The sequence below is a fragment of the Metasolibacillus sp. FSL H7-0170 genome (assembly GCF_038593115.1).
GTDB classification, from domain to species: domain Bacteria; phylum Bacillota; class Bacilli; order Bacillales_A; family Planococcaceae; genus Metasolibacillus; species Metasolibacillus fluoroglycofenilyticus.
In genome coordinates, this window is record NZ_CP151964.1 from 2,754,622 (window position 1) to 2,780,595 (window position 25,974).

Annotated in this window: 19 protein-coding genes; 8 read left to right on the top strand and 11 right to left on the bottom strand. The window is 37.4% G+C overall.

The window, feature by feature from the left end; all coding sequences use genetic code 11:
• Positions 1–127: 127 nt before the first annotated feature.
• Positions 128–4,996 (bottom strand): DUF4132 domain-containing protein, encoded by a 4,869-nt coding sequence (locus tag MHH70_RS13005; protein WP_342471689.1) that lies wholly within the window; start codon positions 4,994–4,996, stop codon positions 128–130.
• Between the two features lie 13 nt (positions 4,997–5,009).
• The gene (locus tag MHH70_RS13010) at positions 5,010–5,417 is read right to left on the bottom strand and encodes a hypothetical protein (RefSeq protein WP_342471690.1); all 408 of its coding nucleotides are present in this window, start codon (positions 5,415–5,417) and stop codon (positions 5,010–5,012) included.
• Positions 5,418–5,654: 237 nt separating this feature from the next.
• On the opposite strand from MHH70_RS13010, the gene MHH70_RS13015 reads away from it, so the two are divergent.
• On the top strand, positions 5,655–6,095 hold the full coding sequence (locus MHH70_RS13015; RefSeq protein ID WP_107943444.1) for an 8-oxo-dGTP diphosphatase: 441 nt from the start codon (positions 5,655–5,657) through the stop codon (positions 6,093–6,095).
• 154 nt (positions 6,096–6,249) lie between these two features.
• Here MHH70_RS13015 and MHH70_RS13020 read toward each other — a convergent pair whose 3' ends face one another.
• Together MHH70_RS13020 and MHH70_RS13025 are read right to left on the bottom strand one after the other, a co-directional pair.
• Complete coding sequence (locus MHH70_RS13020; protein WP_342471691.1) at positions 6,250–7,206, bottom strand: GGDEF domain-containing protein; 957 nt, start codon at positions 7,204–7,206, stop codon at positions 6,250–6,252.
• 13 nt (positions 7,207–7,219) lie between these two features.
• The gene (locus tag MHH70_RS13025) at positions 7,220–8,053 is read right to left on the bottom strand and encodes an EAL domain-containing protein (protein ID WP_235616076.1); all 834 of its coding nucleotides are present in this window, start codon (positions 8,051–8,053) and stop codon (positions 7,220–7,222) included.
• Positions 8,054–8,261: 208 nt separating this feature from the next.
• On the opposite strand from MHH70_RS13025, the gene MHH70_RS13030 reads away from it, so the two are divergent.
• The 3 genes from MHH70_RS13030 to MHH70_RS13040 all read left to right on the top strand — a co-directional run bounded on the left by MHH70_RS13030 (position 8,262) and on the right by MHH70_RS13040 (position 11,159).
• Entirely contained in the window at positions 8,262–9,650 is a 1,389-nt protein-coding gene (locus tag MHH70_RS13030; protein ID WP_342471692.1) for an IS4 family transposase, read from the top strand.
• 329 nt (positions 9,651–9,979) lie between these two features.
• A complete protein-coding gene (locus MHH70_RS13035) occupies positions 9,980–10,786 on the top strand; it encodes a hypothetical protein (protein WP_342471693.1) in 807 nt (268 codons plus the stop codon).
• Positions 10,779–11,159, top strand: a complete 381-nt coding sequence (locus MHH70_RS13040) for a hypothetical protein (protein WP_066165334.1) — start codon at positions 10,779–10,781, stop codon at positions 11,157–11,159. Before MHH70_RS13035 ends, MHH70_RS13040 begins: the two co-directional genes overlap by 8 nt.
• A gap of 265 nt (positions 11,160–11,424) precedes the next feature.
• On the opposite strand, the gene nhaC is transcribed toward MHH70_RS13040, so the two are convergent.
• A complete protein-coding gene (nhaC, locus tag MHH70_RS13045; RefSeq protein WP_342473201.1) occupies positions 11,425–12,801 on the bottom strand; it encodes a Na+/H+ antiporter NhaC in 1,377 nt (458 codons plus the stop codon).
• A gap of 337 nt (positions 12,802–13,138) precedes the next feature.
• On the opposite strand from nhaC, the gene MHH70_RS13050 reads away from it, so the two are divergent.
• A complete protein-coding gene (locus tag MHH70_RS13050) occupies positions 13,139–14,824 on the top strand; it encodes a methyl-accepting chemotaxis protein (RefSeq protein WP_342471694.1) in 1,686 nt (561 codons plus the stop codon).
• A gap of 284 nt (positions 14,825–15,108) precedes the next feature.
• On the opposite strand, the gene MHH70_RS13055 is transcribed toward MHH70_RS13050, so the two are convergent.
• Positions 15,109–17,142 (bottom strand): methyl-accepting chemotaxis protein, encoded by a 2,034-nt coding sequence (locus MHH70_RS13055; RefSeq protein WP_342471695.1) that lies wholly within the window; start codon positions 17,140–17,142, stop codon positions 15,109–15,111.
• 215 nt (positions 17,143–17,357) lie between these two features.
• Here MHH70_RS13055 and MHH70_RS13060 point away from each other — a divergent pair, with 215 nt between their 5' ends.
• Positions 17,358–18,011 carry a DUF1801 domain-containing protein gene (locus MHH70_RS13060; RefSeq protein WP_342471696.1) on the top strand — a complete coding sequence of 218 codons (654 nt, stop codon included), beginning with the start codon at positions 17,358–17,360 and terminating at the stop codon, positions 18,009–18,011.
• Between the two features lie 106 nt (positions 18,012–18,117).
• Here the strand turns inward: MHH70_RS13060 and MHH70_RS13065 are convergent, their stop codons facing one another.
• The 5 genes from MHH70_RS13065 to MHH70_RS13085 all read right to left on the bottom strand — a co-directional run bounded on the left by MHH70_RS13065 (position 18,118) and on the right by MHH70_RS13085 (position 23,197).
• Positions 18,118–18,441, bottom strand: a complete 324-nt coding sequence (locus MHH70_RS13065) for a MazG-like family protein (protein ID WP_342471697.1) — start codon at positions 18,439–18,441, stop codon at positions 18,118–18,120.
• 66 nt (positions 18,442–18,507) lie between these two features.
• On the bottom strand, positions 18,508–19,980 hold the full coding sequence (gene glpK, locus MHH70_RS13070; protein ID WP_107943439.1) for a glycerol kinase GlpK: 1,473 nt from the start codon (positions 19,978–19,980) through the stop codon (positions 18,508–18,510).
• 1 nt (position 19,981) lies between these two features.
• Entirely contained in the window at positions 19,982–20,923 is a 942-nt protein-coding gene (locus MHH70_RS13075; protein WP_066165360.1) for a transketolase C-terminal domain-containing protein, read from the bottom strand.
• Positions 20,907–21,764, bottom strand: a complete 858-nt coding sequence (locus MHH70_RS13080; protein ID WP_342471698.1) for a transketolase — start codon at positions 21,762–21,764, stop codon at positions 20,907–20,909. Before MHH70_RS13080 ends, MHH70_RS13075 begins: the two co-directional genes overlap by 17 nt.
• A 2-nt stretch (positions 21,765–21,766) precedes the next feature.
• Entirely contained in the window at positions 21,767–23,197 is a 1,431-nt protein-coding gene (locus tag MHH70_RS13085; RefSeq protein WP_066165366.1) for an L-fucose/L-arabinose isomerase family protein, read from the bottom strand.
• Positions 23,198–23,413: 216 nt separating this feature from the next.
• Between MHH70_RS13085 and MHH70_RS13090 the strand changes: the two genes are divergently transcribed.
• A complete protein-coding gene (locus tag MHH70_RS13090; RefSeq protein ID WP_342471699.1) occupies positions 23,414–24,454 on the top strand; it encodes a LacI family DNA-binding transcriptional regulator in 1,041 nt (346 codons plus the stop codon).
• Between the two features lie 36 nt (positions 24,455–24,490).
• Positions 24,491–25,969 carry a sugar ABC transporter ATP-binding protein gene (locus MHH70_RS13095; protein WP_342471700.1) on the top strand — a complete coding sequence of 493 codons (1,479 nt, stop codon included), beginning with the start codon at positions 24,491–24,493 and terminating at the stop codon, positions 25,967–25,969.
• Positions 25,970–25,974 lie beyond the last annotated feature (5 nt).

Below are 25,974 nucleotides of genomic sequence, written 5' to 3' on the forward strand. Positions count from 1 at the left end.
AAGAATTGCAGTGAAAAATGCGATTTCCATTACCCAGTATTGTAATTGCAAATATGCTAATTTATCTTGATTTACAAAGCGTCTCAGAAGCAGGTCATGCACTGCTTTTGAGACGCTTCTCTTTTTTCTATTTTAACCATTGCAAAATAGAAGGGTCTTTAATTTTATTGTCTTCGCTAAGCAGAATAATTTTTGACATAATTTCTGCTGTGCGCGGGTCTTCATCAGCAAACGGAAGGAAAATTCGTCCACGATGCTGTGATTGGATTGCTAAAATTGGCATCATTGTACCACCAATTTTATGCACAGTACCGCTACCTAGATGAACGCTATAATGGGCAAGCGAGCCTTCGATAATAACATGCTGTTTTTCAACAGAAACCTTTGTTAGTTTTAACATTTGTGTTAGCTCACGGACAATGGCTGCACGCGTTTCGATTGTTGAGAAGCTAGCCTCTGGGTCTACACCACCGATATGTGCAACACTTACGACTAAGTCAACATCGCGCATTGTCTCAGAGAAAATTAAAGGTGGCACATCTTGTAGTAATAGCGGTTTGCCTGTACGGCGGTGATAAAATGCTACATATTCAATTGTTGGTGCTTCAATATCAGCTGGTGAGAACCAGTCTGCCATTGCATAAATTGTTACAATAATGTCTTGGTCATAATAAATTTTGCGTAAGCCTTCATCATAGTTAGCTGTCCAACCACGCGATTTCAACAGTGCAAGCGTTTTTTGTGGCTGAATTTGATGCCCTGCATAGCGTCCTGACACATTTTTATCCTGTTCGTCTGCATTGATAACATAAAGCTCGCGAAAAACTTGCTTAAATGGCTGGATGATTTTGTTTGCAAATACTTCATGCTGAATTTCAGACCATCTTTTTGATGCATATAAATCATATGGGTGTGCAATGCGAGCCTCTGCATCATCTGCTAGCGCTAAGTTCTTAATTAAGCCAACAGTTGCACCGCTAACAATATAAAGCTTTTTTAGCATAGGTGCTAAAACTGGATGGGCTAGTAGACCTTTTATTTCGCCAAAAGTAAAGACTGTTCCTTTCTCCATCGCCTCTTCAAAAGCTTTACGAGATCTACTTTGCTGTTCACGTAATTGTGTTCGGACATTTGTCATTTCTTGAATGATGCTATTCTTTTTCAAACGAGCTGGCACTGATTTTAACTGTTTTCCAGCTTTTCGAACGACAAAATCTACAAGTCCTTCTTCATTTGCCTGTAAGTATAGTGTAATGTCCTCCACTTCAGTCGGCTCGAAATATTTTTTAATCGCATCTAGCTCATAAATTTCCATACGCCAGACAAAGCGTGTAACATCATTGCCTAGGTTTCGCGCTAAGTTTTCAATAGCAATGCGGCACGCAAGGCTTTCACTTTCTCTACGCTGTGCGCCAAATTGCTTGCTTTCCTTTAAAAATGCTTGAATGAATTGATAGCGTTTATAGGCGTCTTTCAGTGGAAGCTTTTTGTTTAATGGTACAAGACCAATACAGCGTAGCTTATCTTTATTTCGTTTGTCAGCTACCTCATCCATTAAAGACTTTAGCTTCAAATGTCCTAAAGCGGCATCGGCAAAAAGCTGTGCCCTACGATGCGTAGCGCCTTCAGAGGCATATTTAGCACTATCGTACAGTTTATTGAAGCGCTCTTTCCCAAGCTCGTGATAGCATTCGAGCAGCCACTCTTTTGCGAATGCGCCATCACGAAGCTCATTTGCCGTAATGCTTGTATAAAGCTGAATTTGACTCATACTTTCGTCGCTCAATGTATCAGTCGTATGTGCGCGGAAATACCAGGCGGCACTTTCTAGCCCCTTCCAGCCTAAATACTCGCTCACAAGTGAAATATAGGCAGGTGTATACATCATCGCATTTAAAAGCTCAGCTTCAGTAAACTCATACGGTTGTAAAGCAGCTATTAAATCTTCTACAGTTTCACTAGAATCTGGCTTACAATTCTCTAGCATACTAGAAAAGACTTCACGCTTTGTGTAGTCATTCGACCAAATATAACCTCTCACTAGTGTTAGTCCCTTTAAAGCATTGATAATTCGGGCAAAATAAGTCACACCGACGATAGGCTTTAATGAATAATTTGCGATATGGCTTACTTCAGTTCGCATATCACCACGACTTAATTCAATATCAATAATACGCTCAGCGGTTTTTTCATATACTTCCTTTAAAAATGGATAGCTCGTAACAAGTTGCTCACGCTGCTTCTGATTGTATAAATCGGCCGCATGATAGCGGTCAGCAAGTGGATTAAACATTTTTAAATAACAAGCATCGATGGGAACCAGCCCTAAACGATGTGCGCGAGCAATTACTTCATCATTTGCATATAAAATCGGTAAGTAAGCGGCTCCATCGCCAGTTTGCTTGTTATGCTGCTCACGCAGTGTAGTGATTGCTGCATAAAGGGAGAATAGCTGAGTAAATTGCTCATCTGTATCAAGGTGACGCTCGCAAATCCTCATAAATGCTTGATAAAGCGGATATGTTTCATAATTATAAGCTGACCAATCAGATTCTAAATTAATTCGTTCAAACCATTTTTGTATCATTGATAAATTTTGGAAAATATCAACAGCCGTACTATATACAAAGTTGAACGACTCGATATGACTGTATTCTGTATTGTACAGTAAACCAACTATATTACGCACTTTACCGCCGTGTGGTAAGGTGTTTAACCAATAATTGAGACCGTTAATATTGTCGAAATTAATCCATTTCCCTAATAACATTTTCGCTTCGTCCGTTAAACCTCTATCCCAAGGTTCTTTGCCGTAATAGCTTTGTTTTACAAAAAGTTCAACTACTACACAATCTAAGACTGTTAGCCTCACATCATTCTTCCACTTTAACCATACATCTGCTAAAGGATAGCTGTGAATATGCTCTCCCTCTGTATCGAAAAGGGGGCTTACTTCTCTGCTAAGTAGTGCATCATAAGAGCCGCCATCCCATGCACGTGCTTTATATTCATAGGAGGCGTAATCCTCAAATAAATCTGACAAACGCTGCAATTTCGCTTGGAGTTTTTCTAAGTCGAATGATGTTAGTATTTGTGCTGCGTTTTTAACAGTTACTTTAAGCGGTGGAATAGCATCTTTCGAGTAGCTTGGATTAAAAATACCATAGCCTGCAGCTAAAGTTTTATGGCTGGTATCTTCAACTAATGCTGTAATTAATTCCAGCTCTTTTTCAGTAGGTTTAGCAATATTACTCGTAATAGTAGAAATTTCCTTAATACCCACATTATCTGCCTTTTTTAATTCTACTAATAACTCTAAGCCACCTAAACGTAAATCCTGTTTCGTATTTTTCACTAAACGCTGAGCACTTTCTATTATTTGTGCTGGTGGCTGTGCTACAAGAACTTTTAAAATTGCTTGTTTCGTAGCTCCTGATTTTAAGTAAAAGAGCTGCTCAATTGCCTCGATTTGTGCATTGGCTAAAGGCTCTTTTTTCTTTGCAATTAGTTGTAATGCTAAGTCACGAGTGCCGCGCTCCTGTAAGCATTCGATTAGAAATTCATCAGCAATAGGCAATTTTAATTTTTCTACGATAAAGCCTAATAAGTTTTCACGTTGATTAGGCGACAGTGTCTTACGATTGTTGTAAATTTTCATTACATAGTCGTGGTCATCCCAAGCGATTGCTAAAAGCATCAGACCATTAATAATATATTCCTTCGTTAGCGTATAGCTGGTCCAAGGGAATGGCTTACCATGCACTGTATACTCCTGTTTCTTTAACAATTCAACAATTTGCTCAAGACGCGGAATTAACGCTTTCGGATAATGCTCAAAATAATCTGGGTGAATAAAATGGTCATAAAAATGATATTTCGATTGGGTATAATATGGGAAGATATCTTGCATAGCAAGTGTCAAAATATCTAAATCATCGTGCTTCATAATAACATCTAAAATTTGATAGCGTAAAAAGATTTCGAGATTCGTCGTTTGCGCGAAGCAGAGCGCTGTTAATATTTGATGTTTTTTACCTTGTAACAAATGCTGTAGAACTGGTTGAATATTGTTCACATTGAGAGTTGCAGTGGACCAGAGTGCTGCATAGTTTTCAATAGCATCCTGCGATTTGGCGAATGCTTCGATATTAGCACCATTAGCAAGTATGTCATAGGCAATATCCAACAGCTTTTGAGTAACCTTTTTATCGTCTACATAATATTGCAGTCCAATCCATGTTTCAACTGCTCGTTGCACAGAGGAAAAGCGTAATAAATCGTTTTCTTTTACAAGCTTCATAAAATATATAAGCGTTTGAGGTGTGCCTCTGTCGGCATTTTCTAATATCGCTTGACGTGTTCCTTCTTGACGTTGCGCGGCGAGCAGCAGCTGTCCAAGCCATTCAATAATTTTCATATTATTACTGCTTATAATGCTGCGAATTAATTGATGTGTTAAAATAGCGACATTGTTTTCACCAAAAATGGCCTCATATACATATTGCACGGCTTCTGCGTCGTTCATTGCTAATAAATGAGCAAATTTCACATCGACAAAGCTTTGTGAGGCAAGGGGCTTATCCTTTTGATCAATATAAAAATTTAAAAATCCACGGTAATAGCTAGTTTGACAATTTCGTAAAATATCAACCACATTAGCTTTTTTATTCAGCGAGGCAGCAGCAATAATTGATAGGATGTGACTGGCATGTTGCTCTAAAGAATCACTATGGACAGAGCGACGATAAATACCTTGCTGAAAGGCATGTGTAGTTTGCTTGAAGCAATAAATTTGCAGCTCTTTAGCAAAGTCCTCATCATATAGCTCTGTTAACGCCTCGAAAAGCCCAGCATCAAATAATTGTTCTATTGTAGTTAGTTTATGTTCCTTAATAATATTTTCGAATGTATCCACATGCTCGTATTGATATTCATTGTCTTCCTTTTCAGCTTGTTGTTCCATTGATTGTAAAAATTGAAGCAGTTGTTCCTTCATTCAACCATCTCCTTTACCATAGACGACCTGACAGCATCGTTAATTTAATGAATGTGAAAATACTTCCATCTTGCACATGCAATGGTGCGTCTAACTTTGTCAACTCCACATCACCATGAAGTACTTTGTAAATACCGTCCTCAAATGCCGATAATGCCTCATCAATAGCAGCCTGCTCAGCCTGTTTAGCATCGCTATATTTATAGTTAAAGCCAACTTTGCCTTGTTCAAATGCAGTTTCAATATCTTCTTCCAATAAATACATAGTAAAAGTTCTTTCCTCGTTAAAGGCTTTGACATTTTGCTTGACGATTTGTGTAATCAGTTGACGCAGTGTATCTACTGAGGTTATATCAAAGGGGTGTAGCTCTAGCACAGGCTTACGTTTTCCAATCGATTTTACTTTCGCATAAATTCGCAATTTTTCCACCTCTTTATGTTCAATTATACAAAGCTGTTTTATAGATTAATAATAAATTTTGGTAAAGCTTTGCAAAATAGTGCGAAAGAAGTAATTGAAATTGTTGATATTTTCTGTTATTCTAAATATAGAACAAACGTTCCTATTTGTAAAGGTTTATTGAAGGTTTTTCATAGAGTTAATGTCCATGCTACATTAACAATGTTATTCTTAATAGAAGGACGGAGGGAATAAGCTATGGGGAAAGTAATATTAACCAATATGTGTATGATTTATAATAAAAAAAATCATAATGTATTAGTTCAAAATAGGATTAAATCGTGGAAGGGGGTTGCCTTTCCAGGTGGACATGTAGAGGAAGGTGAAAGCCTTATTGAGTCAACGATTAGAGAAATAAAGGAGGAAACAGGCTTAACAATTACTAACTTAGAGCCATGTGGTGTCATTCATTGGCATAATGATGAAATAGGTGAAAGATATTTAGTTTTTAATTATAGAACATGTGATTTTAGTGGAGAATTGCTAGCTGAAACGCATGAGGGCAATGTATTTTGGGTACATAGGGATGATTTGCTGCAGCTTCATTTCGCAGAAGGCATGGAGGAGAGGCTACCGATGTTTTTAGAAAAAAAGTATGCGGAAGGATGGTACGAAAAAGGAGAAGTGAAATGGTTTTGAATTATAAGCGTTTATTACGAAGATGGCTATACCATTAAAAAAGGACACTTCTTTCTCATAAAATATCGATATCTTATCAGAAAGAAGTGTCCTTATGTTTCAAGATTGCAACAGAAATCCAACCACTACATTTAGGAATAAATTTCTTTGGAGGTTAGTTGCTTTGTAAAACATGTCCATTTATAATATAGCAACTACCTTGAAATTTCTTACATTCACTTTTCACTTTTGCAACGGCATCTGACAGTGCATCAGCGAATTCATATTTTGTGAAGCGATTATTGACAACGGCGATGGATAATGTGCTTATTTGAAACGGGACCCGTTCACCAGAGCGATTTGTAACAGAAAACGCATCATCTGTAAAATGGTGTTGGTCATAAAAGTGAATAATTTGTTGGTCGAAATCTGAAATAATGCGTGCACACATTTCTTCGATATCGTAATCTGTGCAAATAGCTACAAAGTCATCGCCACCTATATGCCCTAAAAAACCGTTTGTTGGCAAGACGTATTGCTTCAACAAATCGGTTATAAATAACAACACCTCATCTCCTTTTTTAAAACCATATACATCGTTGTACATTTTAAAATGGTCGATGTCAAAATAGAGAATGCTATACTGTTCGTAATTCAATATTTCATTTAGTTTCTCATCTATTAATTGATTGCCAGGAAGATGGCTTAATGGGTTAAGTAAGCTAGCAAATTCTACTTGAATATCAACGAGCTTTAACAGCAATGTTCGTATGCTGACAACGCCTAAATAATTGCCGTCTTTTGTAACGATAATATCATCATATAAGTCTTCCGGGCTACGTGCCATAGCGAGTGTGCTGACATCCATAATAGGCTTATAAAAATCCACGATTAATGGTGTTGATTTTGCAATCAGTTTGCTCTCTCTCCCCATATATAAATTGTATCCGTATAAAGTGCCAATTTTTTCGTAAAAATGTGTCCTTGAAATGTATGCAATAGGTACACGTTTATCTGTAACAACTAGTCCGCGCAATGTCTGGTCTTTTGTAAAATGCTGATCGATTATTTTGTTTTTATTCGTCGGCTCAACACTCATAATTTGCTCAGCCATTTCTCCTATATAAACCATTTACAACTTCCTTTCACATTGGCTTTTTGGCTTGTAAAATTTCATGATTTGGCCTACCTAATGCATAGCCTTGTGCATAATGTACGCCAATCTCTTGAAGAAACTCTAGCTCTTCAAGCCGTTCAACTCCTTCTGCAATAATTTTAGTATCTAACTCCTGCACATACATCATAAGCATTTTAAATAATTGCTGCTGCTCTTTATGATGGTCAATAAACCGTACAAGCGAACCATCCACTTTAATAAATTCGGGCTTCAAGTAAACAAGCGTCTTTAAGCTATTATAGCCAGAGCCGACATCATCAATAGCGATGCGAAATCCTTGTGCTCGGTAATTCGAAAGCACACGTTCGAATTCAACGAAATCCGTTACGGCACTTCTTTCTGTCAATTCAAAGACAACTTGATTTGGTGAAATACCTAATGATGTCACGAGCTTAAGCGTTTCTCCGCTTTGATAGGTTTTATCAAGTAAAACAGATGGATGAATATTTATAAATAAAGTGTAATCTTCATTATCAGGCAAACGACTTTTGAACCTTTTTAATGTTAAATTGCGGCAAAAGCATTCAAAATCAAATACTCTATCTGTTTGTCCGATAAATTCAAAGAAAGCATCTGCGGAAGGGAATACGTTCGTAGAGCTTGGACGGTTTAGCGCTTCAAAGGCGAAAGTTTCTGTTGTTTGTAAATCCATAATTGGTTGGAAAAAAGTATTGATCTGATTTTCCTCCATTATTTTTGTTAGTGCAAATAATTTTTTATAATATAGTAGTTCCTCTTCACGTTTCGTATGTGTGCTTCGTATATATGAAAATAGTACTTGTTGCATGGAAAATAAATTCAAAAAAAGGCACCTCTTTAATTATTAATAGCTTTAGTGTACCTGTTATTTATTATTACTATGTGAAGCTTTTGTAAAGATTGTACTGGAATAATTATAGAATAGTTTTTCTAAAGGGGCAGCCCCATAGCCATCAAGTTAAGAAAATAGGTTTAAAAATTTGCAAAAAGCGCTATTTAATTAGTACTAACTAAGAAAGGTGGCGCTTTTTATGATGCCCTTAGACCAAGAAATGAAATTACTTTATCAAGAGCTTTTTACTCAATTTTCGGCTGATTCGATTACACAACTCGCAATGGAGACAGGTTTTATTCGAAGAAAACGGAAATTAACAGCGATGGATAGTTTATTTTTATTCGTGTTTACAACGGCACATCTGAGCGATTCATCCCTTGAAGATCTGTGTACCTATTTACAAGATCAAACGGGCAAAGTTTTATCCGCAGAAGGGTTAAATCAACGTTTTAATTGGCGGACCATTGTTTTTCTTCAAGCCATTTTTGAACGACTCCTTCAAACAAAATTACTACATTCTTTTCAAAAACTAATGAAATATTCAGCGATTTTTGAAAAGATTCGTGTGCTGGATTCCACTGCCTTTCAAATTCCAGACGCTTTTGCCAAGTGGTTTCCGGGAACAGGCTGTACATCGGTTAAATTTCAAATTGAATTTGAACTGTTAAGTGGTCAATTTACACATGCCCATTTTGAACCGGGGCGTATTCATGATGCGAAAACAGGCAATTCACTTTGTCAAACGGTCCAATCAAAAGAATTAATCCTTCGAGATTTAGGCTATTTGAATTTGGCGGAATATGAGAAGTTGACCAAACAGACGCAACGCTATTTTATTTCACGCTTACGAAATAATGCCCTTGTCTATCAAAAAAACCCTTTCCCGTCCTATTGCCTCAATGGAAAATTAAAGGTGTCAACCGTCTATACACAGCACGCCATTCAAGAATTAGCGAACACCGTGAAAAGAGGGGAAACAAAGGAATTTGAAGGATTCTATGTAGGAAAAAATAAAGTGAAAATGCCGATTCGGTTGGTGATTTGTCATTTTTCTGTTGCCCAACAAGAAAAACGAATCGCTCGCATGAAAGAAATTGAACGAGTGAGGGGCATTCGTTATCAGGAGAAAACGAAAGCGATGAGTGCTTATGGAATTTACATGACAAACTTGCCAGAGGCAATTGCGAAAGAGGATATTTACCAAATCTATTCCCTTCGCTGGCAAATCGAACTCCTGTTTAAAGTATGGAAATCGACAATGGCACTCCCCCACTGCAAACCAATGAAAATAGAGCGTTTCATCTGTTATTTTTATAGTCAATTGATTCGATTGCTTTTGTGTACGATGGTGACGTATCAAATGCGTTATTTATTATGGGTCAAATCGCGAAAGGAGTTGAGCGAGATGAAAGGAATCGAGATGTTATTTGATAAATTAGAGGCGCTTTATTTGGCGATAAAAGAAGGTGCCGCATCTGTCGTTCAAACGCTCCTCTATATTTTCAGTCAAATGGAACGGCATGGCCTGAAATCGAGGAAAAAAGGAAAACCAACTTTCCAGCAACTCATCGGCACCCTCGAATAACTATTGAATCTATACCCGTTATTCGAATGACAAAAACACACCTATAAATGTAAAAAAATACATTGTAGGTGTTTTTCGAGGTGCCCAAAGTAGAAAGACCTAACCCATTTATTTCTTCAAAATAAATGGGTTAGGTAAACTTGATGGCTATGGGGGCAGCCCAAAAAGCCGTGCATAGCCTGCATTTGGGACAGCCTCATGCTCAGGCTTTTCGAATAATGATAGGTCATAAAATAGCCTTCTCGATTCGTCTCAGCAGCTTTCTAATGAAAAGACGATCCACTCCTTATATAATAGAGGAAACTCAAACTAAAATGGACGTGAGAATTATGGAAACCATTTATATCCCTGCTGATGCTGTACGCATTATTAGTACATCTAGTAAAGGCGACCAATCGAAATGGCGTGTCGGTGACAAATGGGTCAAACAAAATACACGAGGATACGAAGGGCAAGCAGAAGTACTGGCTTCACTTGTACTGGCTCACTCTACGTTACAACAAATGGATTATGTGATGTATCATCCTTGTGAAATCATTCTCCCAGATGGCGAAAAGTCACAGGGCTGCTACTCACATGATTTCAGAGGTAAATTGCAAGAAGTAACATTGGAACGATTATTTGAAGCAAACTTCACGTCAACAGACCCAATTTTAAATGATAAATCATTATCGACTAGTGAAAAATTCGAGCAAATTATGCAGCAAGTACAGGCATTTACGGGGTTAGACGTACGTGACCAAATCGCCCAGTTACTGGCATTTGATGCACTCATTTTAAATGAAGATCGTCATACAAATAACATTCTATTTCTTTATAATCCTATCGAAAAAACATGGCAGCTTGCACCGATTTTTGATAATGGATTAAGCTTATTATCTGATGAAAAGGACTACACACCTAGTAAGCCATTAACGATTTTAAAACGTAAAGTAAAAGCAAAGCCGTTCAATTCAAGTTTTTCAAAGCAGCTTAGCCTTTATACAGGACCAGCCTTTATCAATAAGCAGACACTTTTAGAAGTTGCCGAATCAAACACTATGGATTTTGGACGTGCGAAGCAAGTACTTCTCTCACAACTTAAAGATCCTAGCTTCAAACATTTATTTGTGGAAGGAAGTGGCACACATGATTGATTATATGAAGTTTGATATCATGTGGATGGATGACGTGATTGCAACCGTCGATTTGAAGCCTTTAAATGGCGGAACGCCTTATGTTGTGAACTATATAAGTGATTTCAACAAGCAATTTTCACCGAATATGGAGGGACATATCACATTAGAAGAGCTTGAAAAGTGGCTCAAATGGCGAACGTTCCCACCAACACGTGCGAATGCTGCTGAACTACTTGAAAGTCTAGGTATGCAAGCGTACAATCGCTGGGGCATTGTGCGTAAAACGCATGGTGTCATGGCAGATGATGAAATTTGGATTCGATTTAAGGGAGAGGAATTACGTCATAAAGATGTATGCTTACGAAAAGAGCTCTATTATCCTGTTGATTAAACTAAATAGAGAGGGAGTCTTTTAGAAATGCGATGAACACTAGCTTTAGCAGTGTTACCCTGCTGTAAAGGTGGAGCGATGCAACCCTTTATTTCAATGCGGTGTCAAAATAAAATGGGCTTTTCAGACAACCTAAAAATAATTAAAAGTACAGTTGTTCAGAAAGTGCGACATTTTCTGGATAACTGTACTTTTACGATAAATTGGGCTATTTGCTTCAGCAATAGAAACAATTGGACTTAAAGTAGCATTGAAAACGATTCAATTAAATCTTTGACAATGTTCTCCCGCTCCAAGCGAAGAAAATCGTTAGAATTGGTCCAAGCAAGCAGAAGAAGGCAAATGGGAAATAATCAACGGTTGAGACGCCCAGCACATCTGTAATAAAGATGCCACAAACACTCCATGGTATGAGTGGGTTGACGACTGTGCCTGCATCCTCTATTGCGCGGGCCAAGTTTTTTGGTGAAAGACCAACTTTTTTATATTGGTCTCGGAAAGTTTCTCCCGTTAATAAAATGGCTAAATATTGCTCACCGATTAAAGTGTTGACGCCAACACCTGTAATTGCAGTACCTGTAATAACGGAGCGTGCTGTTGTGAGCGTGGATTCAATTTTAGCGAAAATACTTTGGATAATACCAAGCGTAAATAATAAACCACCCATACTTAATGCTAGCAATACTAATGTAATAGTGAAAAACATGCTAGCAATACCGCCACGACTGAGCAACGTATTAACATCCTCATTTAATGTATTGGATGTGTAGCCGTTAAATAGAATATCTAATATCGCAGCCATTGAAAGTGTGTCGTGTAGAAAGGATAGCGCGATACCAAATATAGAGCCTATCGCTAATGTCAGCAATGCGGGTATCTTTTTTATAGACAAAATAACTAGTAGTACAAGCGGTAATAATGCATACCAATGCACTAAGTTTGTTGCGAATAGTGTCGTTTGAAAAGCTTCGATATTTTCAAGAGATACCGTTGTACGCTTTGGTGATAGAAGTGCGTAAGCAATGATAGAAATAATAAATGCTGGCACAGTTGTCCATGCCATGTTTTTAATATGTTCAAATAAATCGATGCCAACAATGCTAGATGCTAAATTCGTCGTATCGGAAAGTGGTGACATTTTATCACCGAAAAATGCACCTGATACGATAGCGCCTGCTGTTAGCGCAAGTGATAAATCCATCGTACTCGCCATGCTAATAAACGCAACACCGACTGTCGCAACAGTCGTTAATGAGCTACCAATTGTGATGCCAACAATACATGTAATAACAAAGACAATAGCAAAGAAAAAGCTAGGTGTTACAGTAGAAAAACCGTAATAAATCAATGTAGGAATCGTCCCGCTAATTATCCAGCTACTAATGAGTACACCGATTAAAAAGAAAATAAAAACGGCAGCTAGACCAGATTGAGCGCTGTTTACCATTCCTTGCTGAAGCTGTTGTAACCGCACCTTTTTTAATAAGCCATATATAATTAATAAAGTGATAATGATAAGAATCGGGATATGTGGTGGTGCGCCAAATTGAATAATACTCGCACTCATAATGCCGATAATTGCTAAAACGATTATAACCGCTTCCCAAAATGAGGGAGCTACTTTCGTTTCTGTACGCAATATAAGAAGCCTCCTCTAAGATGTTTACTCTTTCACTGCAACGCGTTGAAGTGACGGAGTGTATTATAGCACAAAGCATGCGTGAAGTATAGGTGAAAACTGAATTCTTGTTTTATATAAAGTATCGAATTAAGATAGGCTTATTGGAAAGAATGAATGTGTTTTAGAAGTTGCAGTAGAGGTCTTAAAAACCTTATACTAGGAAAATTTTATCTATTATGTAGGTCCGTAATAATAAGAGGTGTAATGTGAGCTAAATCTTCTCATACGAATGCATTATTGCACAACATATAAATGGTTGGCATAATATAGAAGGTTAATACTGTGAAGGAGGAAGAAAATGAGTGTTGGTAAGAAGTTAAATATCGTATTTTTCTCAATTATTTTTTTACTTTTTATTATAGTAATATCAGGATTAATAAATATTAGTAATGTTGATAAGAAGATGGAAGAGGCGCTTGAAAATCGAGTTGTCCAAATTCGCATTGTTGATGATATACGTTTCGGCATAGCTGCGCAAGGGGCTTATGTACGTGCTATCGCATTAAAAGCTACGAAGGAAAATGAAGAGAAATTTTTTGCGAATCAGCAATTATTACAAGATAAAATGGATGAGCTATCAGGTTTATTCAAAACCGACACGATGATAAATCATCATAAAAATATGCAGGAAAAAGTGGAGCAATTTAATGCTACTGCTGAAACATTTTTAGCTACTATTAAAGCTCGTCATATTAGTAAAGCTCAAGATATTGTAAATAATGAGTTACAGACAATTAACACAGAAATTTTAAACATTGCAGATCAAATGGTGGTATATCAAGATGGAAAGTTGAATGAAATCTCAAAGCAGTCGGCAACAGCAATTACCATTGCTAAAACTACTTCGATTATTTTAGTCATTGTAGCAGTATTAATTGCTATCGGTCTTGTTATTTTCGTTAAGCGAGCTATAACAAAGCCGTTAGTAAGAATAGTTGAATCGACAAATGTAATTGCACAAGGGGATTTAACGGAAGCAGATATTCCAGTACAAACGAAGGATGAGATTGGTCAGCTTGCCACAGCCTTCAATTTAATGAAGGATAATTTGAAAGGTCTGCTTGGCAATGTACAATCCAACTCGGAGCAATTAAGTGCAGCAGCAGAGCAACTCTCGGCGAGCACAGAAGAAGTGACCGCAACAACTACGGATGTGACAAATCGTGCATCAAATACCGCTGAAATCACACGAACAGCTTCTAATGCTGCCAATGAAAGCGCAAAAGCAATGGAAGAGACGGCTGTTGGTGTACAACGCATTGCTGAAGCTGCACAGGACTTGCAGACAAGCTCTGTAGATGCAAGTGCAACAGCTACAAATGGTAGCGTCATTATTAATAAAGCGAAGCAACAAATGGAAATGATTAATAGTTCTACAACAGAAGTAAATGAGCTTGTACAAAAGCTATCGAAGCAAACAGAAGAAATTAGCCAAATGACGAAGGTCATTACAGATATTACAGAGCAAACAAATTTACTTGCATTAAATGCCGCAATTGAAGCTGCGCGCGCAGGGGAGCATGGGAAAGGCTTTGCAGTTGTAGCAGATGAAGTGCGTAAGCTTGCAGAGGAGTCAAAAAGCTCTGCCAATACAATTGTTACATTAACAACAGAAATTCAATCTGATACAGGCAGTGTTGAAGCTGCCGTAAATCATTCTCTTCTATCTGTTAAGGATGGGGTTGAAATTATCAATCAGGCGGGACAAGCATTCCACGCAATTGAGGAAGCGGTAACGAATATGACAGAGCAGATTGAAGATATTTCAGCTACTTCCGAGCAATTATCAGCAAGTGCAGAGCAGGTGTCGGCATCTGTAAATGAGATTGCCACGAATGCGATAGAGTCCGCTACTGATATTGATATGGTAGTAGCAGCTATGCAGGAGCAGGCTGCTACTATGGAAGAAGTAAGTGGTGTAGCAGTGAACTTAAGTGATAATGCGCAGGATTTGCAAGCACAAATTCAAAGATTTAAAGTGTAAGAAGATGAAGTATTCATTGAAAAGAGGCTGTCCAAAAAGCCGTGCATAGCCGGCATTTTGGACAGTAGCGATGATGTTTCTCAAAATGTTGATTCCTATAAACAGAGAACGCCTCTTTTAAAAATGGGATGAACATTGACTTTAGCAGCGTTATCCTTCAGTAAAAGGGAAGCGATGAAAACATTGATTTCAATTCGGTGTCAAAACAAAATGACTTTTCGGACAACCCCCTTTTAATATTGTGGAGGAAGCTTCAAAGATTAATTCATAGGGGAAGTCCTCTTCTATTTTGCTGTTTGAAAACGAGCTACTTCTAGCTGCAGTGTTTGGGCTAGCTTCGCTAATTGCTCAGATGCATCGGCCATCTCAGCCATTGTTGCTGATTGCTCTTCGGTGATAGCTGATATACTGAGTGTATGCTCATTTGTAGTAGCTGATTGCGCTCGTAAATCGTTAACGATGGAGGCAATAGCCTGTAGTTCAGAAAATACTTGTGCAGTATGTTTATTCGTTACATCAATCATTTGTTTTAAGTTATTGATAGACGCTTCAATGTCTTCGAAAATTATGCCTGTTTGTTGTACAGACACAATGCCTGATTCAGCAATTTCTTTGCTTTTCCCCATCATAGCAACGGCTGTTGCTATTTCTGTTTGAATTTTTCGCACCATTGCCGCAATTTCATTAGATGTATCACCTGTTTGTTCAGCTAGTTTTTTTACTTCTCCTGCAACTACGGCAAAGCCTTTGCCTGATTCTCCAGCTCTTGCAGCTTCTATCGCGGCATTTAAGGACAATAAATTCGTTTGGTCAGCAATTGATGAAATAAGTGTGCTCATCATTTCGATTTTTTGAGACTCGTCTTTTAAATTGACAATTAGCTCAGCACTTGCTTCGACTTGCCCATGAAGATGGGTTATTTCAGAAATAAAATCATGTACTTGTGAAGCACCATTTGTTGCGGCTTTTACCGTTGATAAGGAACTTTCTACAACCGTTTGTAAAGTTTCTGAAAACTTCTCCATATTTTCTGTAATATTCACTGTTAGCTTATTCAATAACTCGTTCATTTCATACTGATTTGCACTATTTTCCGTCATTTCTGTCATTGATGTTGCTACACTCGTTATAGAAGTATGTACTTCGCTGACGCTAGCGGTTAGCTGCTCTGAAGTAGCCGCAACAGTTTCGGAGCTGTAGTGAATATTGTTCATAATATGATTGAGAGAATCTATTGTTGTATTATAGGAAGTGGCCATTTCCCCAAATTCGTCTTTAGAATCAACAACTACATGTTTTGTTAAGTCGCCAGTAGATAAGACCCCTAGTTGATTGTTTATTCTGTCAATTCCTTTTGTAATATATTTATTAATTATAGTCATAGTTGCGACAATTAATAATAATAAAAGGCCACTAATTAATATTTGTTGCGTTAAAGATTTTTGTAATGGGGCGTACATTTCTGCTACTGATGCTATTAACACTACTTTCCATGGCATACCAGCAATTTTTTGATAGTGAACTATATAGGACTCTCCGTCTATTTCAGCGGTAAAGGAACCGTCCTCCTGAGTGATTTGTTCTACTGATATGGATAAATATTCCTCTATAGTTGTTGAATTTACTTTGTTTATATCAGGATGCGTTAAAAATAAGCCGTCTGAGTCTACCAAAAATGCATAGCCACTATCGCCTATTTTGACGTCAGAAACAATTTCTTGAATAGAGTTTAGTACGTAGTCGCCTGATATAACACCAATAGGCACTGAATTTCTTGTTATTTGTACAGCCGCTGTAATAAATGTTTGCTGAAGTGCTTCGTCAAAATAAGGGGTTGTCCAAACAACATCGCTAGAATTAAGCCCTAGTTGAAACCAGTCTGTTGAAGGATAATCGTAATCGGCATCTTCATAAACAGTTGTATAGACGATTTCATTTCCTTCTTTATAAGCATACGGCCCGAAATAATCATTTAAAATATTTGTATTAAACCAGATGCCCATTCCAAATGTTTCCTGATTAATTGGTAGCACTTTTTCAAAATACTTTTTTGCTTCTTCTCTTGTCATGAATTCACTTCTAGCTTCAAAGGAAGATTTGGTGCTTAGCATCATTTGCGAGTGCAGGTTTAGCTTCGTTAATACTGACTCGGCTGTTTTATCAAGTGTTAGTGACATTTCATTATGAACAGCACGCTCCATATTAGCAGAGCTATTCATATAATTAAGGGCTGCTATGATTAAAAGAAACACAACAGTAATAAAGATGATAATACTTACTTTAGAACGGATTTTAAGATTTTTGAATAGGTGATTCATGAAACATCCTCCTTTATTGTAAAAATATAGGCAAATAGCCTTCTGCATCATGTGCTAACTAGTTTAATTTTATCTATAATATAATAAGAATACTATCTTTATTCCTAACGAAATTGTAAATCAATTATAAAGAATTGTAATTTCCGATTTTTAGCAATGCTTATTTAAAGAAAACATATTAAGGTTTAAATAATATTTTTGTGAGGTGTTAATAAATGAATAAAAGCAAGCTAAATCCAAAGGTAGATGAATTTTTAAGCAATGTGACAACATGGAAAGAGGAATTTGAAGCATTGAGGGGAATGCTGTTAGATTGCGGGCTAACTGAGGATTTCAAATGGATGCATCCGTGTTATACGCAGCGCAATAAAAATGTCGTACTCATCCATGGCTTTAAAGAATATTGTGCGCTATTGCTACATAAAGGGGCATTATTGCCAGACCCAGCAGGTATTTTAGTGCAGCAAACAGAAAAGGTACAAGCAGCACGCCAAATTCGTTTTAAAAACTTACAGGAAATACAGGCACTTGAGCAGACTATAAAGGAATATATTAACGAAGCCATTAAAATTGAAGAGGCAGGCTTAAAAGTAGAAGTGAAAAAAGAAGTGGAAATCGAAATGCCTGAGGAGCTACAAAGCAAATTTGAGGAAGATGCCATCTTCCAAAAGGCTTTTGAGGCACTAACGCCAGGTAGGCAAAGAGAATACATTTATCATTTTGCCCAAGCGAAGCAATCAAAAACGAAGATAGCACGCATCGAAAAAAATATGCCGCGTATTTTAAACGGCAAAGGTTTGCGCGATTGCGTCTGCGGCTATTCCAAGCGTATGCCTACATGCGATGGCTCACATAAAAATATGGAATAAATCTGTATACTTTCGGTACAATAAAGAGGTCGTCTGAAAAATCATTTTGAGACGACCTCTTTGCGATAGGAGAGAGCTGTCACAATCTTCTTCTCAAAAAAGCTTTTCAGACGGTTTCTTTATATCGATTCATGAGCTTTTCTTTATGGCTAATCATAATTTCGGTTAAATCAATATTATACTTATCTGCCAAGATAAAAAGATTATCGAGCACGTCGCCAAGCTCCTCTTTTAAATTGTCAATTTGTTCTGTTTTAGTTAATGCCGCTTCATCTGGACGGTCACGCCCAATTTCAATTGTGCGAATAGCTCTTGAAACTTCGCCAACTTCCTCCGTTAAAAAGTTTACGCGAATAAATGGACTTAGCTGATACCAATTGCGTTCCTTATAAAATGCAGTAATCCACTGCTGGTATTCAAAAATATTCATAAACAATCCCCCTGCAATTATCCTCTCGTTATATGATAACAAAAAGATGGGAAAATGCGGTCGCAATTAATAAAATAAGTTTAAATTTTGAGCAATACTGTCCCATTGCTTTTTCTTTTGAATAGCTCTTTGAGAATCCCAAGTTGGATTAAAACTGCGATAAGTTATAAGTTGATTCTCAATCGTTCGTAAATCCCACCAGCCTAAAGCAAGACCACAAATAAATGCTGCTCCGAGAGGGGAAAGGTCCATTTTATCTGTTGTTTTAATGTTTAGTTGTAGGAAATTTGCTAAATCCTGAATAAGAAAATGATTTGAAGTCGCACCACCGTCACAGCGTAGTGCCTGAATCGTTAATGCTGATTCTTTTGTAATTAATTGTGTTACATCTCGAATTTGGTGTGCGATACTTTCAATACATGCTCTTATAATATGGGCACTTGAAGAGCTGCGACTTAGCCCATAGATAGCGGCTTTCGCTTCACTATTCCAGTACGGTGCGCCCATACCGTGAAAAGCTGGAATAATAACAACCCCCTCACTCGAAGGTGTATTTTCTAGAATCTCCATCAATTCCTTGTAATTTTTAAATAAACCTAAATTATTTTTTGCCCATGAAATGGTATCACCAGTGCTATAAATAATACCTTCTAAAGCATAATTAATTTCTGATTTAAGCTTCCAGGCTACGGTTGTTACTAGTCCATTTTGAACAGGGATGGGGCTGTTGCCAATGTTCATCAAGACAGATGTACCCGTGCCTAATGTAGCTTTTGCCATACCGACTTTAAAGCAGCCTTGAGCAAATAAAGCCCCCTGTGAATCACCAATTACACCGTAAATAGGAATAGCAAGCAGTGCTTCGGGCAAACGTAAATCATTCGTACTGCCGAATGCAGCATCTGATTCTAAAATTTTAGGCAACTTTGCATTATCCGCATTAAATAATGCGATTAATTCCGAATCCCAATCGAGTGTATGAATATTAAATAGTAGGGTACGGCTTGCATTCGTATAATCTGTAGCATGTACTTTTTTATTTGTTAAATTATAAATAATCCAACTGTCCATTGTTCCAAAATAAGGCTGCTGCATGCTCGGGTATGCTTGTAGTAACCATTGGAGTTTTGTAGCAGAGAAATAAGGATTAATCAATAAGCCCGTTTTTTCTGCAATCATATCATGATGTCCAGCTTCAATTAATTGCTGACAAAGAGGAGCTGTACGATTGCATTGCCAAACAATTGCATTTTGCACTGGCTGCCCCTCTTGATTCCATAGTAAGCAGGTTTCGCGCTGATTCGTTATTGAAATTGCCTCGACATCTCCATTTTTTAATTGCTGTTTCTCCACTAATTCATGGAAAAGCTGCAAGAGGTTCTGATAGATTTCCTCAGGATTATGCTCAAGCCATCCAGGCTGTGGATATATTTGCCGATGATCAAGCCCCAATTTATCAACAATATTTCCTTTCTTATCAACAAGAAATACTTTTGTTGAGGAAGTGCTTTGGTCGATAGTTAAAATAAATTTACCCATTTTAATCAGCCTTCTTTAAAAATGCTGTAATATCCTCTGCTAGTTGCTCGGCATTTAGCCCATAGTGATTGAATACTTCCTTCGTTTTACCTGCAATAGCAGGCTCGTCAGGGATACCATATATTTTCATTGGAACGGACTGTGATTGTACAACAACTTCTGCAACAGCGGAGCCTAAGCCGCCGTAAATTGAATGCTCCTCAAGCGTTACGATATATTTTGTTTCTTGAGCAGCCTTGATAATCGCTGCTGTATCTAATGGCTTGATTGTATGCATATTAATTACTCTACAGTGAGTATTAGACTTCGCTAGCTTTTTGCTCGTATCAAGTGCAATTTTGACGGTTTCACCACAAGCGATGATTGTTACATCGTTACCTTCTGCAAGTTGAATAGACTTACCTATTTCAAAATCGAAATTATCAGAGTCGTACACATCGGCTACCGGATTACGTCCAATTCGCATATAGGCCCCCTGCTCATAGTTTGTCAAAGCTTCAATCATTTTCTTTGTTTCGTGACGGTCAGCAGGTACGACTACCGTTAAATCGGGAATCGCTCGAGTCACTGCAAAATCCTGTACAGAGTGGTGTGACATACCTAGTGCACCGTAACTAATACCACCGCTAATACCGATTAGCTTTACATTTGTTTGAGAGTAGGCAACATCGACTTTAATTTGTTCAATGCTCCGCATACTTAAAAAACAGGCGGGGGAAGTAACGAAAGGCTTTTTACCGCTGTGCGCTAGACCAGCCGCAATACCAACAATATTCTGCTCTGCGATGCCAACCTCAACAAACTGCTGGGGATAAGTTTCGGCAAAGGGTCCCATTGCAGCAGAGCCTCTGGAATCACTTGCTAATACATAAATAGAAGAATCTTTTTTAGCCAATTCTAAAAGTGTGTCACATACAACTTGTCTATTAGGAATTGTATTCATTAGCTACTAGCTCCTTTCGATAGCTGTCGATTTGTTGTTGCAGTTCTGCTACGGCTGACTGCAGCTGCTCCTCTGTTGGTACTTTATGATGCCAGCCCACTTGGTTTTCAGCGAAGCTAACTCCTTTACCTTTAACAGTTTTCGCTAAAATTAATGTTGGTTTATCGCTTGTTGAATCAATGGCTTCAAAAGTTGCGACGAGCTCCTCCATGCAGTTTCCGTCAATTTCTATCACATTCCAACCAAAGGCTGCCCATTTCTCGTTAAGGGGATCAGAGGAAAGGACATCTGATGTACTGCCTGAAATTTGCAGCCCATTCATATCTACTATGCCAACTAAATTCCCTAGCTTATAATGCGCCCCAGCCATGGCAGCTTCCCATATAGAGCCCTCAGCCTGTTCACCGTCACCCATTAAACAGTAAACTTTGTAGCCTATTTGCTCACGTCTGCTTGCTAATGCCATACCTACACTGATGGATAGCCCATGCCCTAAAGCACCTGTGTTCATTTCGATTCCTGGTACTTTATTGTTTGGATGACCTATTAATCTAGAACCAAATTGGGAAAATGTTTCTAATTCTTCTTTCGGGAAATAACCCAAATCAGCTAAAATGCACCAAAGTGATTCGACAGAATGCCCTTTACTTGCAATAAAACGGTCACGGTTTTCTAGCTTACTATTTTCTGGTGAATGCTTCATTATTTTATAATAGAGTGCAGTTAAAATATCCGTATTGCTTAAAGAGCCCCCAGTATGACCTGCTTGCGCTCTCGTAATCATTTGCATAAGGTCTATTCGAATTTGAGCAGCTTTTATTTTTAAATTAATAATATCCATGCTTAAAATTCTCCTCTCAACCATGCTTTAATATAATCTTCACTAGGTGTTGCTGGATCTGGAGTTAATCCATCAATATATTTACACGCTTCATAAAGAGCTGCCCCAACGCTTGCATGTATACCAACGATATGATGAATATATGGTCCGGTTACAAGTTTTTCCTCCCATAATGGCCAATTATCAACTTCAACCCATACCCAAGAGCCTCGCGTATAAGGACCTGAAATGCCACGGGCATTACCAAAGAATAAAGAGTATTCCCCGTGATCGCCATCAAAACGAGCTAATGTCATTTCGCCACCTTTAATTTCACCTTCATGTGTGCCCGGTGCATGTGAATCAAATAAGAAATGTTTTTGCAATCTAGGTTCTTCCTCTACACTTAAAGAAACGGGGAAGTTTCCACAGTGGAAAAGTAATTCACCATTATCATTTTCAGGATGGCGTATTGTTAAATCTGCAAAGAAGGTAGGACGTTCATTAAGCGCTGCTGCTTGAAGCATAACTGAAGAAATTGCGCCATGAATATCCGTTTCACAAGTTACAGGAATTTGTTCATCTGTCAAAATGGCATTTGCCAAGCAAGGCATAATACCGATTGCATCTTGTAAAGATGACCAGCATTGTATAGCGATTGCAGAACATTTATTTTTCTCCGCTAAATTTTTCATAGCTACTTTTAAAGCGCCAATTTTTCGGATATGCTCCTCCTCGACATCGATAGCAGTAAGGTGCTTCTGAACATAGGCGATAGCGTCTAATAATTCTGGAGGATTTTGAGCTTCAACTTTATTTGTTTGGCGTTTGATTTCTTCTAGGGTAATAGGATGTAATTCAACGCCGAATTTTTCTAATAATTCACCTTCATTACAAATAACAGACCAGAAATCTGTAGGACGTGGTCCAATTTGTAAAATGCGTAACGAACGGAATTGCTTCACCACATTAGCCGCACCGATAAAAGTACGGAAGCCACGTTCAAAAACAATATCCTCGACAGAGCTATTGACAATATAAGAGAATGGGACATTGAAGCGACGAAGTATTTTACCTGTTGCAAAAAGTCCGCATTGTGTATCGCGTAGGCGCATGCCGTTTTCTAATGGTGCTTCGTCGCGCGGTCCCCAGAGTAATACAGGTTTATTCAGCTTTTTTGCAACCCGTGCAACGCTATCCTCTGTTCCAAAATTACAATGAGGGAAAAATAGTGCATCAACCTTCTTCTCTGTAAAGCGTTCAACAATCTTTTCTTCGCAATCTAAATCGCCATATAAAAGCCCCTCTTTATTTATTCCTTCTAAATCAACTATTTCAATGTTTAAATTAAAGGAATGAATTTTATTTAAAATTAACTCCTTATACCTTTGAGCGTCTTCAGCACTAAAGACATTTCTACGTGTAGGTGCATAACCTAGAACTACTTTCTCCATACATGTCAACCCCCTCGACATAATTTAATGGTTCAACACTGTGAAATTGGGTGTGTTGAACCAATTTAATTTTGATTCTATCATTATCGGAATAATTAGACAATAAAAATAGTTTAGCGATTAACTAAAAAATAACTAAAATAAAACTAAAATAATTAGTAAAAAACACTTTTAAAATTCAGATTATTATGTTAATTTATTAAAGAGAATAAATAATTGGGTGATAAAATGATGAAAATAGAAGATATTGCAAAATTAGCGAATGTATCAAAATCAGCTGTTTCTTTGGCTTTGAATGGTAAAAAAGGTATTAGTGAAAAGACGAGAGATAAAATTTTACGAATTGCAGATGAAAATGGTTATATGCATAAAAGTAGTACTAGTGAAAAAATGAAATTTAGTAAACTAACAGTACGATTTTTAGTTGTAACAGATACATCATTTATGCAAGAACAGTATGAGAAAAAACCTTTTTTTAGTGAATTAATTCAAAGTGTGCAGGAGCAATGTGCTCAATTTGGGTGTGAACTTACTCTTTCAACAATGGATTTGAAAAGTTTATTAGAAAATAAATTTGAATACACAGCAGCAGACCAAGATGGAGTTATTTTACTAGGTACAAATCTTACAAAAGAGCAGATTTTATTAATTAAAAATCAGTTTAGAAAATTAGTAGTGTTAGATTCATTGGTACCTGAATTAGAGGTTGATTTTGTTGTTATGAATAATCGCATGGGGATTTTCCAAGCAGTCCAACATTTAGTTGATTTAGGGCATAAAAACGTGGGTTATATCAAATCTGAGGAACGTATTCCAAATTTAGATGAACGACAAGAAAGCTTCAAACAAGCAGTTGAACGTTATGGTTTGGATAATAGCTTTGTCAAATATCAATTGACTTCAAATCATATCGGTATAAACCGCTCCTTTCAAAAGTGGATAGAGAAAATTCAACAAGAAGGTAATGCACCAACTGCTTTGCTTTGTGAAAATGATTATTTAGCTATTAGTACTATAAAATCATTGATAGATATGGGTATACGTGTACCGGAGCAAGTTTCGGTGATTGGCTTCGATAATATCAATGAATCTGTTGTTATTACGCCAGAGCTGACAACTATTCATGTGGATAAGCAACAAATGGCAGCAATGGCTGTAAGAAGGCTCAACTCTTTAATTCGTGAAGAAGAAATGAGTATAAAAGTAATGGTTGATACAAAATTAATTTTTAGAAAATCAACAATAGGAATGGAATGATTTATTGCAAATAGCGACATTTTGGGGGTGGCAGTATTGGAATTAGTCATGTCGAATATTAAAAAATCTTTTGATGAAGTGAAAGTATTAAAACATGCTCAAATTCATGTAAGACCGTCAGAGGTACATGCGCTTATGGGGGAAAATGGGGCTGGAAAATCGACATTAATGAAAATTTTAACAGGTGTCTATACAAAGGATGAAGGAGAAATTCGAATTAATGGCGAGGTGGCTCAAATTCATTCGATTAAAGACAGCGAGAAATCTAAAATTGCCTTTATACATCAAGAATTAAATGTGCTGAATGAAATGAGCATTGTGGACAATATGTTTTTAGGTAGAGAAATTACCAATCGTTGGGGCTTTGTTGATAAGAAAAAAATGGAGAAGCTTGCAACTGAAAAATTGCAAATGCTTGGGTTAGAAGTAAACCCGAGTATAAGTATCAAATCTATCTCTGTCGGCAAACGTCAGTTAGTAGAAATTGCTAAAGCATTATTATTAGATGCAGAGCTGATTATTATGGACGAGCCGACAGCAGCTTTAACAGAGAAAGAAATTCGATTGCTTTTCCAAGTAATCAGACAGCTTAAATCACAAGGGAAGTCCTTTATTTATATATCGCATCGCATGGAAGAGATTTTTGAAATATGTGATGCCATCACAGTAATGCGAGATGGCACATTTATAGGGGAAAAAAAGAAAGCGGATACAAGCTTTGATGAAATCGTTAAAATGATGGTCGGCTATGACTTAAGCGAACGTTTCCCACGACTTGAGCGCGAGCCGGGAGAAGTTTTGTTAGAAACAAAAGATTTAACGTTGGAGGGGAGATTTGAAAATGTTAGCTTCCAAGTGCGGGCAGGTGAAATATTAGGTTTTTCTGGGCTAATGGGTGCTGGACGTACAGATGTAATGCACGCCATTTTTGGAAGCTGCCCTGCTGCCAAAGGGAAAATTTATATTAGGGGTAAAGAGGAAAAAATTAATTCACCCAAAACAGCAAAAAGCTTGGGGATAGGCTTTATTACTGAGGATCGAAAAAATGAAGGAATTATATTGAATTTCAGCGTGAGTGAAAATTTAATGTTATCTGCATTAAAGGATTTTACGACATCAAATTTTATTAGCGATAAGAAAAGGCTATCCGAAATGGAGAAGTACAAAAAGAAGCTCAATATAAAAATGGCTTCTCCGAATAGTAAAATTGCTAATTTATCAGGAGGAAATCAACAAAAGGTAGTTATTGCAAAGTGGTTGCATACGAATCCTTCCATTCTTATTTTAGATGAGCCGACACGAGGTGTAGATATTGGTGCTAAAAAGGAGATTTATGAAATTATCAACGATTTAAAAGCCGCTGGTGTTGCCATTATTTTAGTGTCAAGTGAGCTACCCGAGGTTTTAGGTATGTGTGACCGTATTGCTGTAATGAGAGAAAAGAGATTAGTAAAAATTTTTGAACGGGATGAAGCGAATCAAGAAAATATTATGGATTTTGCAACGAGAGGGTGAGGAAG

Bases quoted from the DNA above. Each gene is read 5' to 3' on its own strand.
- MHH70_RS13005 (WP_342471689.1), bottom strand. From the start codon at position 4,996: ATGAAGGAACAACTGCTTCAATTTTTACAATCAATGGAACAACAAGCT.
- MHH70_RS13015 (WP_107943444.1), top strand. From the start codon at position 5,655: ATGGGGAAAGTAATATTAACCAATATGTGTATGATTTATAATAAAAAA.
- MHH70_RS13020 (WP_342471691.1), bottom strand. From the start codon at position 7,206: ATGGTTTATATAGGAGAAATGGCTGAGCAAATTATGAGTGTTGAGCCG.
- MHH70_RS13030 (WP_342471692.1), top strand. From the start codon at position 8,262: ATGATGCCCTTAGACCAAGAAATGAAATTACTTTATCAAGAGCTTTTT.
- MHH70_RS13035 (WP_342471693.1), top strand. From the start codon at position 9,980: ATGGAAACCATTTATATCCCTGCTGATGCTGTACGCATTATTAGTACA.
- MHH70_RS13040 (WP_066165334.1), top strand. From the start codon at position 10,779: ATGATTGATTATATGAAGTTTGATATCATGTGGATGGATGACGTGATT.
- MHH70_RS13050 (WP_342471694.1), top strand. From the start codon at position 13,139: ATGAGTGTTGGTAAGAAGTTAAATATCGTATTTTTCTCAATTATTTTT.
- MHH70_RS13055 (WP_342471695.1), bottom strand. From the start codon at position 17,142: ATGAATCACCTATTCAAAAATCTTAAAATCCGTTCTAAAGTAAGTATT.
- MHH70_RS13060 (WP_342471696.1), top strand. From the start codon at position 17,358: ATGAATAAAAGCAAGCTAAATCCAAAGGTAGATGAATTTTTAAGCAAT.
- MHH70_RS13065 (WP_342471697.1), bottom strand. From the start codon at position 18,441: ATGAATATTTTTGAATACCAGCAGTGGATTACTGCATTTTATAAGGAA.
- glpK (WP_107943439.1), bottom strand. From the start codon at position 19,980: ATGGGTAAATTTATTTTAACTATCGACCAAAGCACTTCCTCAACAAAA.
- MHH70_RS13075 (WP_066165360.1), bottom strand. From the start codon at position 20,923: ATGAATACAATTCCTAATAGACAAGTTGTATGTGACACACTTTTAGAA.
- MHH70_RS13080 (WP_342471698.1), bottom strand. From the start codon at position 21,764: ATGGATATTATTAATTTAAAAATAAAAGCTGCTCAAATTCGAATAGAC.
- MHH70_RS13085 (WP_066165366.1), bottom strand. From the start codon at position 23,197: ATGGAGAAAGTAGTTCTAGGTTATGCACCTACACGTAGAAATGTCTTT.